Here is a 16,966-nt window from a genome sequence, read left to right on the forward strand (position 1 = left end):
GACTGCGGACTGACTAGCGGGCTGACGGCGGGATGGCGCAACACGGACGCGTCCACGCCAATGCTTCGACCCAGCCTAGACTTCGCCAGGTCCCCGACTGCAAAGGCAGGCCCAGCCGTGAGCGCACGCTCGGACGAGCTCCGCACCGCACTGACCCGACGAGTCCTGGTCGCCGACGGCGCCATGGGCACGATGCTCCAGGCGGCCGACCCGAGCATGGACGACTTCCAGGGCCACGAGGGCTGCAACGAGATCCTCAACGTGACGCGCCCGGACGTCGTCCGCTCGGTGCACGACGCCTACTTCGAGGCCGGCTCGGACCTCGTGGAGACCAACACCTTCGGCGCCAACTACGCCAACCTCGGCGAGTACGACATCGTCGACCGCATCTACGAGCTGGCGCGCGCGGGCGCCGAGATCGCCCGCCAGTCCGCCGACCACTGGTCGACGCCGGACAAGCTGCGCTATGTCATCGGGTCGATGGGCCCGGGCACCAAGCTGCCCTCCCTCGGGCACATCGACTACGCCACCCTGCGGGACGCGTATGCCGAGAACGCCCGCGGTCTGATCGACGGCGGTGCCGATGCGCTCCTCGTCGAGACCGTCCAGGACCTGCTGCAGGCCAAGGCCGCGGTGGTCGGCGCCAAGCGCGCGCTGGCCGCGGCCGACGAGACGCTGCCGGTCATCGTCCAGGTCACTGTCGAGACCACGGGCACGATGCTGCTCGGGTCGGAGATCGGCGCGGCGCTGACCGCCCTGGAGGCGCTCGGCATCGACGCCATCGGGCTCAACTGCGCGACCGGCCCGGCCGAGATGAGCGAGCACCTGCGGGTCCTGTCGCAGCAGGCGCGCATCCCGGTGACCTGCATGCCCAACGCCGGCCTGCCCGAGCTGACCAAGGACGGCGCGCGCTACCCGCTGCAGCCGGACGAGCTGGCGGCGGCGCACCGCACCTTCACCCAGGACTACGGCGTCGCCCTGGTCGGCGGCTGCTGCGGCACGACGCCCGAGCACCTGCGCGCCGTCGCCGCGGCGGTCGGCGGCCGACCCCTCGGCGAGCGCACCCCGCGGCCCGAGCCCGGCGTCGCCTCGCTCTATGCCCCCGTGCCGTTCCGCCAGGACGCGTCCTTCCTGTCGATCGGGGAGCGGACCAACGCCAACGGCTCCAAGGCCTTCCGCGAGGCGATGCTCGCCGAGAAGTGGGACGACTGCGTCGAGATCGCCCGCGCCCAGACCCGCGACGGCGCCCACCTGCTCGACGTGTGCGTGGACTACGTCGGACGTGACGGGGCCGCCGACATGAGCGAGGTCGTGTCCCGCTTCGCCACCGCCAGCACCCTGCCGCTGGTGCTCGACTCGACCGAGCCCGCCGTGATCCAGGCCGGGCTGGAGCGCCTCGGCGGCCGCGCCGTCATCAACTCCGTCAACTTCGAGGACGGCGACGGCCCCGAGTCCCGCTACGCCAAGATGATGCGCCTGGTCGCCGAGCACGGTGCCGCCGTCGTCGCCCTCACCATCGACGAGCAGGGCCAGGCCCGCACCCGCGAGCACAAGGTCGCCGTCGGGTCACGCCTGATCGAGGCCCTCACGACCGAGCACGGCATGCACGTCGAGGACATCGTCGTCGACTGCCTGACCTTCCCGATCGCCACCGGCCAGGAGGAGACGCGCCGCGACGCCATCGAGACCATCGAGGCGATCCGTGAGCTCACCACCCGCTACCCGGGGGTGCAGACCACCCTCGGCGTGTCCAACGTGTCCTTCGGCCTCAAGCCGGCGGCGCGCCAGGTCCTCAACTCGGTCTTTCTCGACGAGTGCGTCAAGGCCGGCCTGACCAGCGCCATCGTCAACTCCGCCAAGATCGTGCCGATCTCGCGCATCCCCGAGGACCAGCTCCAGGTCGCCCTCGACCTCGTGCACGACCGGCGCGAGTGGGCCGGCGAGCCTGGGGAGTCCGAGTGCACCTACGACCCGCTGGCCCGGATGCTCGAGCTCTTCGAGGGTGTCGACTCGACCTCCCTCAAGCAGGAGCGCGCCGACGCCCTCGCCGCCCTGCCGCTCGAGGAGCGCCTCGGCCAGCGCATCATCGACGGCGAGCGCAACGGACTCGAGGCCGACCTCGACGAGGCCATGGCCGCCGGGCACGACCCCCTCGCCATCATCAACGACATGCTCCTGGCGGGCATGAAGACCGTGGGCGAGCTGTTCGGCTCCGGCAAGATGCAGCTGCCCTTCGTCCTGCAGTCGGCCGAGACGATGAAGGCCGCCGTCGCCCACCTCGAGCCGCACATCGAGGCCGCGGCGGGCGGCGGCAAGCGCGAGGCCAAGGCCAAGGTCCTGCTCGCCACCGTCAAGGGCGACGTCCACGACATCGGCAAGAACCTCGTCGACATCATCTTGTCCAACAACGGCTTCGAGGTCGTCAACATCGGCATCAAGGTGCCGGTCAACGAGATCATCGACAAGGCCGAGGAGCACGCGGTCGACGCCATCGGCATGTCCGGGCTCCTGGTCAAGAGCACCGTGATCATGAAGGACAACCTCCTCGAGCTGAACTCCCGCTCCCTCGCCCACCGCTGGCCGGTCCTGCTCGGGGGCGCGGCCCTCACCCGGTCCTACGTCGAGCAGGACCTCGCCGAGTTGTATGACGGGCACGTGCGCTACGCGCGGGACGCCTTCGAGGGGCTGCGGCTCATGGACGCGGTGGCCAAGGCCAAGGCGGACCCCACCGTGCAGCTGTCCGACGCCCTGCCCCCGCTCCGCGAGCGGCGGGTCGCAGCACGGCATACGGAAGCCGCCGAACCCGTCGAGGTCGACACCCGGCGCTCCGACGTCGCCGCCGACGTGCCCATCCCGACCCCGCCGTTCTGGGGCACGCGCGTCGTCAAGGGCATCTCGACCAGCGACATCGCGGGCTACCTCGACGAGCGGGCCACTTTCCTCGGCCAGTGGGGGCTCAAGCCGTCGCGCGCCGACGACGGCCCGTCCTACGACGAGCTCGTCGAGCGCGAGGGCCGGCCGCGGCTGCGCATGTGGCTCGACCGGATCAAGACCGAGGACCTCGTGCAGCCCGCCGTCGTCTACGGCTACTTCCCGTGCTACAGCGAGGGCAACGACCTCGTGGTGCTCGAGCACACCGAGCGCCCCGACGGAACGATCGAGCTCGGCGGCGAGCGGGCCCGCTTCACCTTCCCGCGCCAGGGCCGCGACCGGCGGTTGTGCCTGGCCGACTTCTGGCGTCCCAAGGAGGCCGTCGAGGCCGACGGTCAGCCCGACGTCGTCACCTTCCAGCTCGTGACGATGGGTGACCGGGTCGCCGGCGCGACGGCGGAGCTGTTCGCGGCCAACGCCTACCGCGACTACCTCGAGCTCCACGGCCTGTCCGTGCAGCTCACCGAGGCCCTCGCGGAGTACTGGCACGCCCGCGTCCGCTCCGAGCTGGGCGTGTCGGGCGCCGATGCCACCGCGCTGGGCGACATCCTGCGCCAGAAGTACACCGGCGAGCGGTACTCCTTCGGCTACCCCGCGTGCCCGGAGCTAGAGGACCGCGCGACGCTGGTGGCGCTGCTCGAGCCCGAGCGGATCGGTGTGACCCTGTCCGAGGAGCTGCAGCTGCACCCCGAGCAGTCCACCGACGCGCTCGTCGCGCATCACCCCGAGGCGAGCTACTTCAAGGCATGAGCGACGCGCACCCGAGGAGCACGAGCCCGATGACCGAGCGCGCCGCGCTGCCCGCCGCCGTCCTGTGGGACATGGACGGCACCCTGGTCGACTCCGAGCCCTACTGGATCGCCGAGGAGTACGCCCTCGTCGAGGCCTACGGCGGGCAGTGGTCCGACGAGCACGCGCACCAGCTCGTGGGCCAGGCACTGCTGTGGTCCGCCGACTACATCCGCGCGCACACGCCCGTGACGATGTCGCGCGAGGACGTCGTGCAGACCCTGCTCGCCGGCGTCATCCGACGGTTCCGCGAGCACATCCCGTGGCGACCTGGCGCCCAGGCGCTGCTCGCCTCGACCCGGTCGCTCGGGGTGCCGTGCGCGCTGGTGACGATGTCGTATGCCGCCTTCGCCGACGTCATGGTCCAGGCGCTGCCCGCGGGGACCTTCGACGCGGTCGTGACCGGCGACGTCGTCACGCGGGGCAAGCCGCACCCCGAGCCGTACCTCACCGCGGCGAGCCTGCTCGGCGTGGCGCCCCGCGACTGCCTCGCGATCGAGGACTCCAACACGGGGCTGGCGTCCGCGCTGGCGGCGGGCGTGCCCACCGTGGGGATCCCGCACATGGTGGAGATCCCCGAGCAGGAAGGCCTGCGCATCGTCCCCACCATGACGGGCGCGTCGATCCCCGAGCTGTGGCGGCTGTTCGCCTGACGGCGGGTGCCGCGACCCCACACCCACCCCGAACCACCGCAACTCACGGCCCGCGACTGGTCACCAATGGCGTATTGAATCGTTCAAACAAGTGGGGGAAACGTCATTGGTGACCAATGGCGGGCGGGGGTGGTCCGTCAGCGGGAGGGGGGTCCGCCGATGAAGTCGACGACGGCGTTCCACCGGGATTCGTGGCGACGCTGGCGCGCCTGCGCCAGCCGCTCGCGCTCGCTGCCGGCCGCATAACGTCGCCGCGCCCAGGGTGACCGCGGGCGGGCGAGACGGACCGCGCCGACCCAGGCGATGCCAGGCACGAACATGCCGACCACCGCCAGCCACGGCTTGCCCTTGAGGAGGCAGACGACGGCGGCGAGGACGTTGACGAACAGGACACCCGACACCGCCCAGCGCACCGCTCCGGACCCGCGCGGCGTCGACGCGAGCCCGAGCGGGTCGGTGCCGAGCAGGAGGGCGAGGGCGATGATGGCGGTAGTGATCAGGGCGGTGACGGAGGTGCGGCCCCGCGGCGCCCAGTAGACGTCCTCGAGGTGCAGCCACATCGCGAACTGGTCCAGCGTCAGCGCCGCCCCCACGCCGAACGCCGCCGCCGCGAGGTCCGCCGCCACCCCGGTCGGGCGGTAGGCCACCTGGAGGAGGCCGACGACCAGGATCAGCAGGATCCCCCACACCTGGTGGTGGATGTGGACGCCGTTGATGAGGATGTCGCGGATCGGCCCGCGTGGTCGGGCGCCGGCCGGGGCGCGGTCGGCCCGATGCCGGATGTAGCGCGTCGCCGCCCGCGTCAGCACCGTCGTCACCACGAAGGCGACCAGCAGCCACATCAGCGACACCCGCTCCGGGGTCACCCCCAGCCGGGGCAGCACCTGGGCGACGGCGCCCCCTGCGACGGCGGGCGTGGCGATCGTGTGGGCGACAGTCATGACGCCCCGATCATGTCAGGCCACGGTCGCGTCAGGCCTCGAGCGGGTCGTCCTCGTCCTCGACGTCGCGGTCGACCGGGGCCGAGGCGGCCGGGTCGAGAGCGCGCGCGACCGCCCCCTCGGGGATGGGCGGGGGAGTGCCGCCCCACGCCGGGCACAGGTCGCGGTGGGCGCACCAGTCGCACAACCGGGACCGGTTGGGCCGCCAGTCGCCGGTCTCGGCGGCCCGGACGATGGCCTGCCACAGCGCCTTGAGCTTGCGCTCGGTGGCACGCAGGTCGGCCTCGTCGGGCTGGTAGCGCAGGATCTCGGCGTTGCCGAGGTAGACGAGCTGCAGCATCGACGGCACCACGCCGCGGAGCCGCCACAGCACGAGGGCGTAGAACTTCATCTGGAAGAGCGCCTTGCCCTCGAAGAGCACCGACGGGGAGCGCCCGGTCTTGTAGTCGACCACGCGGATCATGCCGTTGGGCGCGACGTCCAGGCGGTCGACATACCCCCGGAGCAGCAGGCCGTCGAGGTCGCACTCGACATAGAGCTCACGCTCGGCGGGCTCGAGGTCGGTGGGGTCCTCCAGCCCGAACCACCGCTCGACCAGCGCCGTCGCCGAGGTCAGCCAGGTCGCGAGCTCGGTGGCCTCGTCGCCGTCCCCGATCAGCTCGGCCAGCTCGGGCCGCTCCGCCAGCAGGGCCTCCCACTGCGGCCCCACGAGGGACGCCGCGTGCTCGAGCGTGCGCTCCGGCGCCGGCACGTCGAACAGCCGCTCCAGCACCGAGTGCACCAGCGTGCCCCGCGCCGCGGCGGACGACGGCGGCTCGGGCAGCCGGTCGATCACGCGGAAGCGGTAGAGGAGCGGGCACTGCATGAAGTCGGCGGCTCGGCTCGGGGACAGGGCGGCAACCATGGGACCGACGATAGGACCTGGCACCGACATACCCCCTGCGCCACGTAGGCTCGCGCCATGTCCGACCCGCGTGGACCCCAGCCGACGCCGCCCGACCGCCCCCTCGAGCCGGCCGTGGACGCCGAGGCGCAGACCCACCCGGGCTGGCGGATCGGGTCGCTGCGCGGCACGCCGATCTATCTCGGGCGCACCTGGCCGATCCTCGTCCTGGTCATCCTCGCGACCTTCGGCCCGTCGCTGTCCCGGTCGCGGCCCGATCTCGGGGCCGGGGCGTACGCCGTGGCGTTCGCCTACGCGCTGCTGCTGCTCGTGTCGGTCCTCGCGCACGAGGCGGCCCATGCCCTGACCGCGCAGGCCTTCGGGCACCGGGTGCACCGGATCGTCGCCGACCTGATGGGCGGGCACACGTCATACCAGTCCGAGACCAACACCCCCGGCCGCAGCGCCATGGTGGCCCTCGCGGGGCCGGTCGCCAACGCGATCCTCGCCGTCGCCTCGTGGCAGCTCCTCGCCGTGACGCCCGAGGGGGTGCCGCGGCTGCTCATGGGCGCCATGGCCTACTCCAACGCGTTCGTGACGGTCTTCAACCTGCTGCCGGGCCTGCCCCTGGACGGCGGCTTCGTGCTGGATGCTCTCGTATGGCGGATCACGGGTCGCCGCACGGCGGGCCTGCTGGTCGCGGGGTGGAGCGGACGCGTCCTCGCGGCGCTGGTGGCCCTGTGGTTCATCGGGAGGCCGCTGCTCGCCGGCCGGGCACCCGACTTCTTCTCGATCGCCTGGGGCGCGGTCATCGGCAGCTTCCTGTGGGCGGGGGCCGGCGGCGCGATCCGCTCGGCCCGGGCCCGCGCGCTGCTCGACCGGGTCCGCCTCGGCGACCTGCTGCACCCCACGGCCCTGGTGCCGACGGGCTCCTCCGTGGCCGACGCGGTGCGGCTCTACGGCGTCCAGGGGGCGCAGGTCGTCGCCGTGACGGACGCGCAGGGGGTGCCGACGGCGGTGGTCGACCCGCGCGCGGTCCAGTCGGTGCCCGTGGACCAGCAGGCCGCCACCCCCGTCCTCGCGGTGGCCCACCAGCAGCCGTCCGGCTGGGTCGTCGACCTGCCGCCCGACGCCCCCGTCACCGACGCGGTCGAGCGGATGGCCCAGCTCGGGGCCGGCGTGGTGCTGGTGCGGTTGCCGAGCGGCGGCCACGGGCTGCTCGACGCCGGGGAGGTCGAGGACGCGGCGACGCGTCGCGCCTGACCCGCAGGAGGGCCCGGCGCCGAACGCGGTCGGGGTCTGTCGGTGCGGCTCACTACAGTGGGAGGACCATGACGACACAGCCCGACGCCACCGCGCCCCTCGCCCCGCCGCAGCCCACCGGCGCGGCCGGACGCCGAGGCCCCTTCCAGCCCGGCGAGCGGGTGCAGCTGACCGACGCGCGCGGGCGGATGCACACGATCACCCTCGCGGCGGGCGGCGAGTTCCACACCCACCGCGGCCGCATCCTGCACGACGGCGTCATCGGGCTGCCCGACGGGTCCACGCTCACCAACACCGCCGGCGAGGAGTTCCTCGCGCTGCGCCCGCTGCTGTCGGACTACGTCATGTCCATGCCGCGCGGCGCCGCCGTCGTCTATCCCAAGGACGCGGGCCAGATCGTGCAGTATGCCGACATCTTCCCCGGCGCCACCGTCGTCGAGGCCGGAGTCGGGTCCGGCGCCCTGTCCATGTCGCTGCTGCGCGCCATCGGCGACCAGGGGCGCCTGCACTCCTTCGAGCGGCGCGCGGACTTCGCCGAGATCGCCCGCGGCAACGCCCGCACCTTCTTCGGCGCCGACCACCCCGCCTGGACGGTAACGGTCGGTGACCTGGCCGAGACCCTGCCCGAGGTCTGCGCCCCCGGGTCGGTGGACCGCGTCGTCCTCGACATGCTCGCGCCCTGGGGGTGCCTCGACGCCGTCGCCGACGCGCTCGTGCCGGGCGGCCTGCTGATCTGCTACGTCGCGACCGCCACCCAGCTGTCCCGCGTCGCCGAGGGGGCCAAGGAGCACGGCGGCTTCACCGAGCCCCACGCCTGGGAGACGATCGAGCGCGACTGGCACCTGGAGGGCCTCGCCGTGCGTCCCGTGCACCGCATGCACGGCCACACCGGCTTCCTGATCACCACGCGCCGTCTGGCGCCCGGGGTCACCCCGCCGCTGCGCAAGCGCCGCCCGGCCAAGGGCCCCGAGGACCCCGAGGAGCAGCCCTTCGGCGTGGAGGTCGACCGCGAGTGGACGCCCGAGGACGTGGGCGAGCGCGTGGTCTCCGACAAGCGGCTGCGCAAGATCCGCCGCACGGTCACCGGCGAGGCACCCCCGCCCGACATGGCGCCCCGGCGACGTGACGGCGAGGTCGGCGACGGCGACCCCGGCAGAGACGGCGACCACGGCCGAGACGGCGACCACGGCCAGACGCCGGCGGACCGGCATACGGCCCGGACCGACGAGGACGCAACGGGCGAGGACCGCCCCGACGAGCAGGAGGTGGACCGGTGAGCTATGACCCGACCAGCGAGGCGCACGCCGCCCGCATCCGCGACCTGACGACCCAGCTGTCGGCGCTGCGGACCGCCAACGGCGCCCTCGGGCAGGCCAACGAGCGGCTCACCACGACGCTCAAGGCGGCCCGCGACCAGATCACGAGCCTGCGCGAGGAGATCGACCGGATCGCCGCACCGCCGTCGACCTACGGGGTCGTGCAGCGGACATATGACGACGGCACCGCCGACATCACCAGCGCCGGGCGCAAGCTGCGGGTCGCCGTGTCCAAGGACCTGCCGATGGCCGAGATCCGCCCGGGGCGCGAGGTGCGGCTCAACGAGGCGCTGGTCGTCGTGGGGCTCGCCGACTACGAGCAGGCCGGTGAGATCGTCATCGTCAAGGAGCGGCTCGACGACCACCGCGTGATCGTGCTGCTGCGCAACGACGAGGAGCGCGTGGTCCGGGTGGCGGGGTCCTTGGAGGGCGTGCGGCTGCGCCCGGGCGACGCCGTGCTGCTGGACGCCCGCAGCAGCTTCGTGCTCGAGACCGTGCCGCACGCCGAGGTGTCCGAGCTGCTGCTCGAGGAGGTGCCGGACATCTCCTACGCCGACATCGGCGGGCTGTCCCCGCAGATCGACCAGATCCGCGACGCGGTCGAGATGCCCTTCCTGCACCCCGAGCTCTACCGCGAGCACCACCTGCGCCCGCCCAAGGGGGTCCTGCTCTACGGCCCGCCCGGGTGCGGCAAGACGCTCATCGCCAAGGCCGTCGCCGCGTCGCTCGCCCGCCAGGTCGCCGAGCGCAACGGGCAGACCGGCGAGGAGGCGCCCAAGAGCTATTTCCTCAACATCAAGGGCCCCGAGCTGCTCAACAAGTACGTCGGCGAGACCGAGCGGCACATCCGCCTGATCTTCGAGCGGGCGCGGGAGAAGTCCGACGAGGGGACGCCCGTCGTGGTGTTCTTCGACGAGATGGACTCGCTCTTTCGCACCCGTGGGTCCGGGGTGTCCTCGGACGTCGAGACCACGATCGTGCCGCAGCTGCTCGCCGAGATCGACGGCGTCGAGCGCCTCGACAACGTCATCGTCATCGGCGCCTCCAACCGCGAGGACATGATCGACCCGGCGATCCTGCGGCCGGGCCGCCTCGACGTCAAGATCAAGATCGAGCGCCCGGACGAGCAGGGCGCGCGCGAGATCTTTGCGAAGTACCTCACCACGGAGGTCCCGCTGCACGCCGACGAGCTCGACGACCACGACGGCGACCCGGCCGCGACGGTCGAGGACCTCATCGACGCCGTGATGGAGCGGATGTTCGCCGCCAGCGAGGACAACCGTTTCCTCGAGGTGACCTACCTGTCGGGCGCCAAGGAGGTGCTCTACTTCCGGGACTTCGCGTCCGGGGCGATGATCCAGAACATCGTCGACCGGGCCAAGACCGCCGCGATCAAGGCGCTGATCACCACCGGCGAGCGCGGGCTGCGGCTCGAGCACCTGATGGACGCCTACGTCGCCGAGTTCCGCGAGAACGAGGACCTCCCCAACACGACGAACCCCGACGACTGGGCGCGCATCTCCGGCAAGCGCGGCGAGCGGATCGTCAACCTCCACACGCTGGTCGGCGGCAAGGACCTCAAGGTCGACTGACCGCGCCCGCCTCGCCGGCGCACCCGGGACCGGCCCAGCCAGAACCCGGCCGACCCACGTGGCCGCGCCCGTCGCACCCTGCACAGCGAGACACCCTCGCCCCCGGCGCGGGGTGGCGGGCGCGCGAGGTGACGGGCGCTGGGGGTGAGGGGCGTGCGGGTCAGGCGCCGGCGCGGCGCTGCGAGCGCTCCACGACGACCCGGGGCAGGAGCAGGAGGATGGCCAGCGCCGTGGTCGCGACCAGGACGAAGCTGAACGCGGTGCCGGCCCCCGTGACGGCCCGCAGCAGCATTCCGACCGCCACGGTGCACAGCCAGACCGGGACGCCGCCGCGCACGGTGGTCGGCACGAGCCGCGCCGCGAGCGCGACGCCCCACCCGACCAGCGAGCCGACCAGGAACGGCCACGCGGTGCTCAGGACCCCCACCAGCGCGCCGGTCTCGGCGTGCGAGCGTCGTCCGATCGCCGCGAAGGCGACGACGAGGAGCAGGTCCAGGAGCAGGAAGGCCGAGAGACGGGGGGCCGAGACACGCATGTCCTCGACCCTACCCGTGCGGTATGCCGCCCCCTGTCTCGGCATACCGCACGGGAACCGTGAGGTCAGGAGGCGGGTCGCTCAGCCGTCGGGGCCGCGGTGGCGTCCTGGCGGCGATGCTGCGGGAGCCAGCCGCCGGCGACGGCGAGGACCGCGATGGCGATGCCGGTGGGGCCGTACTCGAGGCCGCGGTGCTCGTGCAGCCAGTACCCGAGGTAACCGAGCACCAGGCACAGGATGGGGAAGACGACGCAGTAGTACCGGTTTCGTGTCATGCCTCAACCCTGCCGGGCGGCGGGCGGACGGCATACGCACAGCAGTCAGGGGTGGGGCATGACACCTGTCATGCCCCACCCCTGGTGCGCGGGCGGTCAGCCGGAGGAGCGTGCCCCCAGCTCGGTCAGGAAGCGGATCTGCGCGAGCATGATCCGCTCGATCTCGGCGGGGTCGACGGACTCGTCGGGGCCGTGGATCTTGGCCTTCTCCTCGTCCTCGGGGCCCCACAGGATCGCCTCGGCGCCGGGGGAGGCGTGCAGCAGCTCGGTGACCAGCGGGATCGAGCCGCCGGAGCCGACCTGGGCGGGCGTGCTGCCGTAGACCTCCTCGAGCGCGGCCAGCGCGGTGGCCGTGATCGGCCCGGACGTGTCGCCGAGGAAGGGGGAGCCGGCCTTGTCGTCGGAGAACTCCAGCGTCGCGCCGTAGGGGGCGTGGCGGCGCAGGTGCTCCATGACCGTCTCGAGCTCCTGGGCCATGTCGGCCCCGGGGGCGATGCGCACGGAGATCCGGGCCCGCACCGACGGGACGAGCGCGTTGGAGCACTGGTCGACCGGGACCATGTCGAGCCCGATGACCGTGGCCGAGGGGCGCGACCACAGCCGCGACGCCAGCGGTCCGGTGCCCTGCAGGCCCACGCCGTCCTTGACCCCGGCGGACGCCGCGAACTCCGCCTCGTCCACGTCCGCGCCCTCCCACTCGAAGGAGTGCAGCCCCTCGATGACGGTGTTGCCGTCCTGGTCGTGCATCGTCGACAGCAGCTGGATCATGCCGACCAGGGCGTCCGGCGCGGCGCCGCCGAAGAGGCCCGAGTGCACCGCGTTGTCCAGCGTGGTGAGCGTGACGGTGAACGCCACGTCACCGCGCAGGCCGGAGGTGATGGACGGGACGCCGACCTTGGACGGGCCGGAGTCGCAGATGATGAACGCGTCGCTGCGCACCATCTCGGGGTTGGCGGCGACCCAGTCCTCGATGTGGCTGAAGGTCTCCTCCTCGCCCTCCAGCAGCAGCCGGACGGTGCACGGCGGTGTGCCGTCGAAGGCGCCCATGGTGCCGAGGATCGCGATGACGCCGGCCTTGCAGTCGGCGGTGCCGCGGCCGTAGATGCGGCCGTCGTCCTTGCGCGTGGCGACCCACGGGTCGGAGTGCCACTGCTGGGAGGACGGGCACGGCTGCACGTCGTAGTGCGCGTACATCGTGACGGTGGGCGAGCCCTCGGGGCCGGGGACCACGGCGTGGATCGCGGGGTAGCCGCCCGGGATGTCGAGCAGCTCGACGTCCGCCACGCCGTTGCGGCGGAACATCTCGAGCAGGTCCTGGGCGATGGCGTCCATGGGCTCCCGGGGGTAGCCGGGGAAGGCGACGGACGGGTGGCCCACCAGGGTGGCGTGGTCCTCGAGCAGTCGGGGCATGGCCTCGCGGGCGTAGTCGCGGGCAGCGGACAGATCCATCTGAGCTCCTCGATGAGTGGGGATGACGCCAGCCTAGCCACCGCCGCGCCTGCGCTAACCTGGACCCGGGTGAACACTCGTTCACCCTCATCCAGCGCCCTACCCCGACGACCCGAGCACCAACGACCTGAGAGGCACGCGTGACGGCCACCCCCACCACGACCCGGGCCGCCCTGCACCGCAGGCGCCCCGACCCCACCCTCGTCACCACCGTGCTGGCGCTCACCGGCACGATCGTGGCGCTGCAGCAGACCCTGATGGTGCCGCTGCTGCCGGAGTTCCCGGCGCTGCTGGGCACCACCGCCGAGGACGCGTCCTGGCTCGTGACGGCGACCCTGCTGACCAGCGCGGTCGCGACCCCCATCGTCAGCCGCCTGGCCGACATGCACGGCAAGCGCCGGATGATGATGGTCTGCCTGGTCCTGCAGATCCTCGGGTCGGTGCTCGGTGCCCTGGGCGAGACGCTCGCCGTGGTGGTGGCGGGGCGGGCGCTGCAGGGCTTCGCGGCCGCGCTGATCCCCGTGGGCATCTCGATCATGCGCGACGAGCTGCCCCGCGAGCGTGTCGGCGGGGCCGTGGCCCTCATGTCGGCCACCCTGGGCATCGGCTCCGCCGCGGGCCTGCCGCTCGCGGGGCTGATCTCGGCGCACACGAGCTGGCACGCGTTGTTCTGGGTCTCCGCGCTGATGGCGGCGGCCATGCTGGTCGCCATACCGCTCGTCGTCCCGGAGTCCACCCTGAGGACCCCGGGGTCCTTCGACGGGGTCGGGGCCGTCCTGCTGTCGCTGGCGCTGGTCGCCTTCCTCCTCCCGGTCACCAAGGGGAGCCACTGGGGCTGGACCAGCGAGACCACCCTGGTCCTCGCCGTCGTCTCGGTCGTGCTCCTCGCGATGTGGGTGCCGTGGGAGCTGCGGACCGGGACCCCGATGGTCGACCTGCGCACCGCGGCGCGCCGCCCGGTCCTGCTGACCAACGTCGCGTCGGTGCTGGTCGGGTTCTCGATGTACGGCAACATGCTCTCCACCACCCAGCTCCTCCAGCTGCCCCAGCGGACGGGCTTCGGCTTCGGACTCGACGTGCTGCAGGCGGGCCTCGCCATGGTCCCCGGCGGTCTGATGATGGTGGTCCTGTCGCCGGCGTCCGCGGCCATCACCCGTCGCTGGGGCGGCCGCACGACCCTGATCACCGGCGCGCTCGTGCTGGCCGGGGGCTACGTGCTGCGGGTCTTCCTCGTCGACCAGCTGTGGCAGATCGTGGTCGGGGCGATGCTGGTCTCGGCCGGCACCGCGATCGCGTATGCCGCCATGCCCACCCTCATCATGGCCTCCGTGCCGATCTCGGAGACCGCCTCCGCCAACGGCCTCAACTCGTTGCTGCGAGCCGTCGGGACGTCCTCGGCCAGCGCCGTCGTCGCGATGATCCTCACGAGCACCGTCACCCGCCTCGGGGACGTCTCGCTGCCGACCCTGGACGCGTTCAAGGACATCTTCTGGGTCTGCGCGCTCGCCGCGCTGGTGTCGGCGCTGGTGGCGGCGTTCCTCCCGAGCGCCGGATCGGCGCAGTTCCCGGCCCGCGAGCAGGTCGACCGGCAGGGCGAGGAGCCCGAGGAGATCGTCGTGGCGGGCCGGGTGACCGCCGCCGGCGCGCGCCCGGTGCGGTCCGCGGTCGTGACCGTCGTCGACCTCGCGGGCGACCAGGTGGACTGGGCGCGCGTCGAGCCCGACGGCAGCTACGCGATCGTGCTCCCCGGGCCCGGCGACTACCTCACGGTGACGGCCGCCGACGGCTGGGCGCCGCACAGCGAGGTCGTCCGCGTGCAGGGGGCGCACGTCCAGGACATCGACCTGGGGGACCGGTTGCAGCTGGCGGGGCGGGTGACGGCGGACGGGCGGCCCGTCGAGGGCGCGCTGGTCACGATGACGGCGCTCGCCGGCCAGGTCACGGGGACGACCACGACGGGCCCGGACGGCCGCTACGTCCTGCCGCTGTCGACGCACGGGCGCCACGTGGTCACCGGCGTCGACGCGGGCAGCGGTCGCACCTCGTCGGTGGGCGTCACGCTCACGGGCGTGCCGCGCGACGTCGACCTCGACCTGGGCCCGGCGGTTGGCCCGGCGGTTGGCCCGGTGGCCGGTGAGGCGCAGCCGGCGCGGCCCCGCGGTGTCGCGGGCGAGGGCACGCGGACACCTGAGAGGATCGGTCGGTGAGCGAGAGCAGAGAGCTGATCGTCCGGGCTGCCCGGCGCCTTTTCGCCGAGCGCGGCTACTCCTCGGTGTCGGTGCGCGACGTCGCGGCCGAGGCCGGCGTCTCGCCGTCCCTGGTCATGAAGCTCGTGGGCAGCAAGGCGCAGCTCTTCAGCTCCTCCGTGCAGTTCGCGCCGGACGAGCAGGACCTGTCGCACCCCGTCGACCGCCTGGGCCACGAACTCGTCCGCAGCGTCGTCGGACGGCTCGGATCCGACGGGCCCGAGCCGCTCGCCCGTGCCGTCGTCCTCGCCCTGCCGGCCCCGGACATCGAGGAGGTCCGGGCACGATTCCGGCAGGCGTATGCCGTCCCGCTCGCCGCCCGCCTCGGGGGTGGGGCCACGGCCGAGCAGACCGCCGAGATGGTGGTGGCCACGCTCGTCGGGCTCGCGGTGTCGGCGAGGGTGCTGGGCCTGCTGTCGGACCGGACGCGGGACGAGGAGCTGGTCGATCGCTACGGCGACGCGGTCCAGCGGATCCTCGACCGAGGGGGGTCTGTCACGGGCTCGCACTAGGGTGGGCGGCATGACCGTTCGCCGAGTGATGGGCATCGAGACGGAGTACGGCATCTCCGTGCCGGGGGAGCCGCACGCCAACCCGATCGTGCTGTCGGGACAGATCGTCAACGCCTACGCCACGCGGCCCGAGATCACGGTCTCGCGCACCCGGTGGGACTACGAGACCGAGTCGCCACTGACCGACCAGTTCGGGCACGAGATGCCGCGCCTGGTCGCCGACTCCAGCCAGCTGACCGACGAGGACGACGAGATCGCGGCCAACGTCGTGCTCACCAACGGTGCCCGGCTCTACGTCGACCACGCCCACCCGGAGTACTCCTCGCCCGAGGTCACCTCGCCCCACGACGCCGTCGTGTGGGACCGCGCCGGCGAGCTGGTGATGGCCGAGGCCGTGCAGCGCCAGGCGGAGCAGTCGGGGCGGCAGATCAACCTCTACAAGAACAACACCGACGGCAAGGGCAGCTCCTACGGCACCCACGAGAACTACCTGCTGGCCCGGGACGTCGAGTTCGCCACGGTGGCGCGGCAGCTCATGCCCTTCTTCGTGGCGCGCCAGGTGATCTGCGGGGCCGGCCGCGTCGGCATCGGCCCCGAGTCGCACCAGGCGGGCTTCCAGATCAGCCAACGCGCCGACTTCTTCGAGCGGCAGGTGGGGCTCGAGACCACCATCCGCCGCCCGATCGTCAACACCCGCGACGAGCCGCACGCCGACCCGACCCGCTACCGCCGGCTGCACGTCATCATCGGCGACGCCAACCAGGCCGAGACGGCGACCCTGCTCAAGCTGGGCACCACGAGCCTGGTGCTGCGCCTCATCGAGCACGACGACGTGCCGCGCACCCTCACCCTGGCCGACCCGGTGGCGGCGCTGCGACAGATCTCGCACGACCCCACGCTGACGACGACGGTGGAGCTCGCCGACGGTCGCCGCATGACGGGGCTCGACCTCCTGTGGGCCCACTACGAGATGATCGACGACCACCTGTCGCGTCACTACGGCCAGGACCTGGACGAGGAGACGCAGGAGATCATGACCCGCTGGGACCACCTCATGGTCATGCTGGGCGACGACGTCCTGTCGGCCGCGCACAGCGTGGACTGGGTCGCCAAGCTCGCGCTCTTCGAGCAGTACCGCGCGCGCGACGGCCTGGCCTGGGACGACGCCCGGCTGCGCGCCATGGACATCCAGTGGAGCGACGTGCGCCCCGACAAGGGGCTGCACCACAGGCTGGAGGCAGCCGGCCGGATCGACCGGTTCACCTCCCCGGAGCAGGTGCAGGCGGCCGTCACCGCGCCGCCGGAGGACACGCGGGCCTGGCTGCGCGGCACGATGGTGGAGCGCTACCCCCACGAGCTGCTCGCCGCGTCCTGGGACTCCGTCATCGTCCGGCGCACGCCGGGGGAGCCGCCCAGTCGGCTGGCCCTGCCGGAGCCGGAGCGCTGCACCCGCGCCCACCTGCAGGGCATCGTCGAGGCCAGCCCCACCATGGCCGACCTGCTCGAGCGCATCGCCTGACCCAGCCAGCACCGCCCGCACGACCACCGCCCGCACCAGCACGTCACCGCCCGCACAGGAGG

Annotated in this window: 13 protein-coding genes; 8 read left to right on the plus strand and 5 right to left on the minus strand. The window is 72.7% G+C overall.

What is annotated here, in order from left to right; all coding sequences use genetic code 11:
- Positions 1-60: 60 nt before the first annotated feature.
- Positions 61-3,681 carry a methionine synthase gene (gene metH, locus ACF3NS_RS11895; protein WP_392466262.1) on the plus strand — a complete coding sequence of 1,207 codons (3,621 nt, stop codon included), beginning with the start codon at positions 61-63 and terminating at the stop codon, positions 3,679-3,681.
- The gene (locus ACF3NS_RS11900) at positions 3,678-4,373 is read left to right on the plus strand and encodes an HAD family phosphatase (RefSeq protein ID WP_288799419.1); all 696 of its coding nucleotides are present in this window, start codon (positions 3,678-3,680) and stop codon (positions 4,371-4,373) included. The genes metH and ACF3NS_RS11900 overlap by 4 nt, the downstream gene beginning before the upstream one ends.
- Positions 4,374-4,510: 137 nt before the next feature.
- On the opposite strand, the gene ACF3NS_RS11905 is transcribed toward ACF3NS_RS11900, so the two are convergent.
- Together ACF3NS_RS11905 and ACF3NS_RS11910 are read right to left on the minus strand one after the other, a co-directional pair.
- A complete protein-coding gene (locus ACF3NS_RS11905) occupies positions 4,511-5,314 on the minus strand; it encodes a hypothetical protein (protein ID WP_288799418.1) in 804 nt (267 codons plus the stop codon).
- A gap of 31 nt (positions 5,315-5,345) precedes the next feature.
- Positions 5,346-6,218: a PD-(D/E)XK nuclease family protein gene (locus ACF3NS_RS11910; RefSeq protein WP_288799417.1), complete on the minus strand. Its 873-nt coding sequence runs from the start codon at positions 6,216-6,218 to the stop codon at positions 5,346-5,348.
- A 57-nt stretch (positions 6,219-6,275) separates the two neighbouring features.
- On the opposite strand from ACF3NS_RS11910, the gene ACF3NS_RS11915 reads away from it, so the two are divergent.
- The 3 genes from ACF3NS_RS11915 (at position 6,276) to arc (ending at position 10,368) form a co-directional block, all read left to right on the plus strand.
- Positions 6,276-7,460 carry a M50 family metallopeptidase gene (locus ACF3NS_RS11915; protein WP_392466264.1) on the plus strand — a complete coding sequence of 395 codons (1,185 nt, stop codon included), beginning with the start codon at positions 6,276-6,278 and terminating at the stop codon, positions 7,458-7,460.
- A gap of 68 nt (positions 7,461-7,528) precedes the next feature.
- Positions 7,529-8,737, plus strand: coding sequence for a tRNA (adenine-N1)-methyltransferase (locus ACF3NS_RS11920; protein ID WP_392466265.1), 1,209 nt, complete (start codon positions 7,529-7,531; stop codon positions 8,735-8,737).
- Entirely contained in the window at positions 8,734-10,368 is a 1,635-nt protein-coding gene (arc, locus tag ACF3NS_RS11925; protein ID WP_392466266.1) for a proteasome ATPase, read from the plus strand. Before ACF3NS_RS11920 ends, arc begins: the two co-directional genes overlap by 4 nt.
- 160 nt (positions 10,369-10,528) lie before the next feature.
- Here the strand turns inward: arc and ACF3NS_RS11930 are convergent, their stop codons facing one another.
- From ACF3NS_RS11930 to ACF3NS_RS11940, 3 genes are all read right to left on the minus strand, one after another.
- Positions 10,529-10,903, minus strand: a complete 375-nt coding sequence (locus ACF3NS_RS11930; RefSeq protein ID WP_288799792.1) for a DUF3054 domain-containing protein — start codon at positions 10,901-10,903, stop codon at positions 10,529-10,531.
- Between the two features lie 65 nt (positions 10,904-10,968).
- Complete coding sequence (locus ACF3NS_RS11935) at positions 10,969-11,178, minus strand: hypothetical protein (RefSeq protein ID WP_288799790.1); 210 nt, start codon at positions 11,176-11,178, stop codon at positions 10,969-10,971.
- A gap of 96 nt (positions 11,179-11,274) precedes the next feature.
- On the minus strand, positions 11,275-12,627 hold the full coding sequence (locus tag ACF3NS_RS11940) for a M20/M25/M40 family metallo-hydrolase (protein WP_288799789.1): 1,353 nt from the start codon (positions 12,625-12,627) through the stop codon (positions 11,275-11,277).
- A 140-nt stretch (positions 12,628-12,767) separates the two neighbouring features.
- On the opposite strand from ACF3NS_RS11940, the gene ACF3NS_RS11945 reads away from it, so the two are divergent.
- Genes ACF3NS_RS11945 through dop form a run of 3 tightly spaced genes read left to right on the plus strand, consistent with a single transcriptional unit; the run spans position 12,768 to position 16,904 of the window.
- Positions 12,768-14,834 carry an MFS transporter gene (locus tag ACF3NS_RS11945; protein ID WP_392466270.1) on the plus strand — a complete coding sequence of 689 codons (2,067 nt, stop codon included), beginning with the start codon at positions 12,768-12,770 and terminating at the stop codon, positions 14,832-14,834.
- Positions 14,831-15,385 (plus strand): TetR/AcrR family transcriptional regulator, encoded by a 555-nt coding sequence (locus ACF3NS_RS11950; protein ID WP_154592811.1) that lies wholly within the window; start codon positions 14,831-14,833, stop codon positions 15,383-15,385. Before ACF3NS_RS11945 ends, ACF3NS_RS11950 begins: the two co-directional genes overlap by 4 nt.
- Positions 15,386-15,395: 10 nt before the next feature.
- Positions 15,396-16,904 carry a depupylase/deamidase Dop gene (gene dop / locus ACF3NS_RS11955; protein ID WP_288799146.1) on the plus strand — a complete coding sequence of 503 codons (1,509 nt, stop codon included), beginning with the start codon at positions 15,396-15,398 and terminating at the stop codon, positions 16,902-16,904.
- Positions 16,905-16,966 lie beyond the last annotated feature (62 nt).

It is taken from the genome of Arsenicicoccus cauae, from assembly GCF_043162025.1.
In the GTDB taxonomy this organism is placed as follows: domain Bacteria; phylum Actinomycetota; class Actinomycetes; order Actinomycetales; family Dermatophilaceae; genus Arsenicicoccus; species Arsenicicoccus cauae.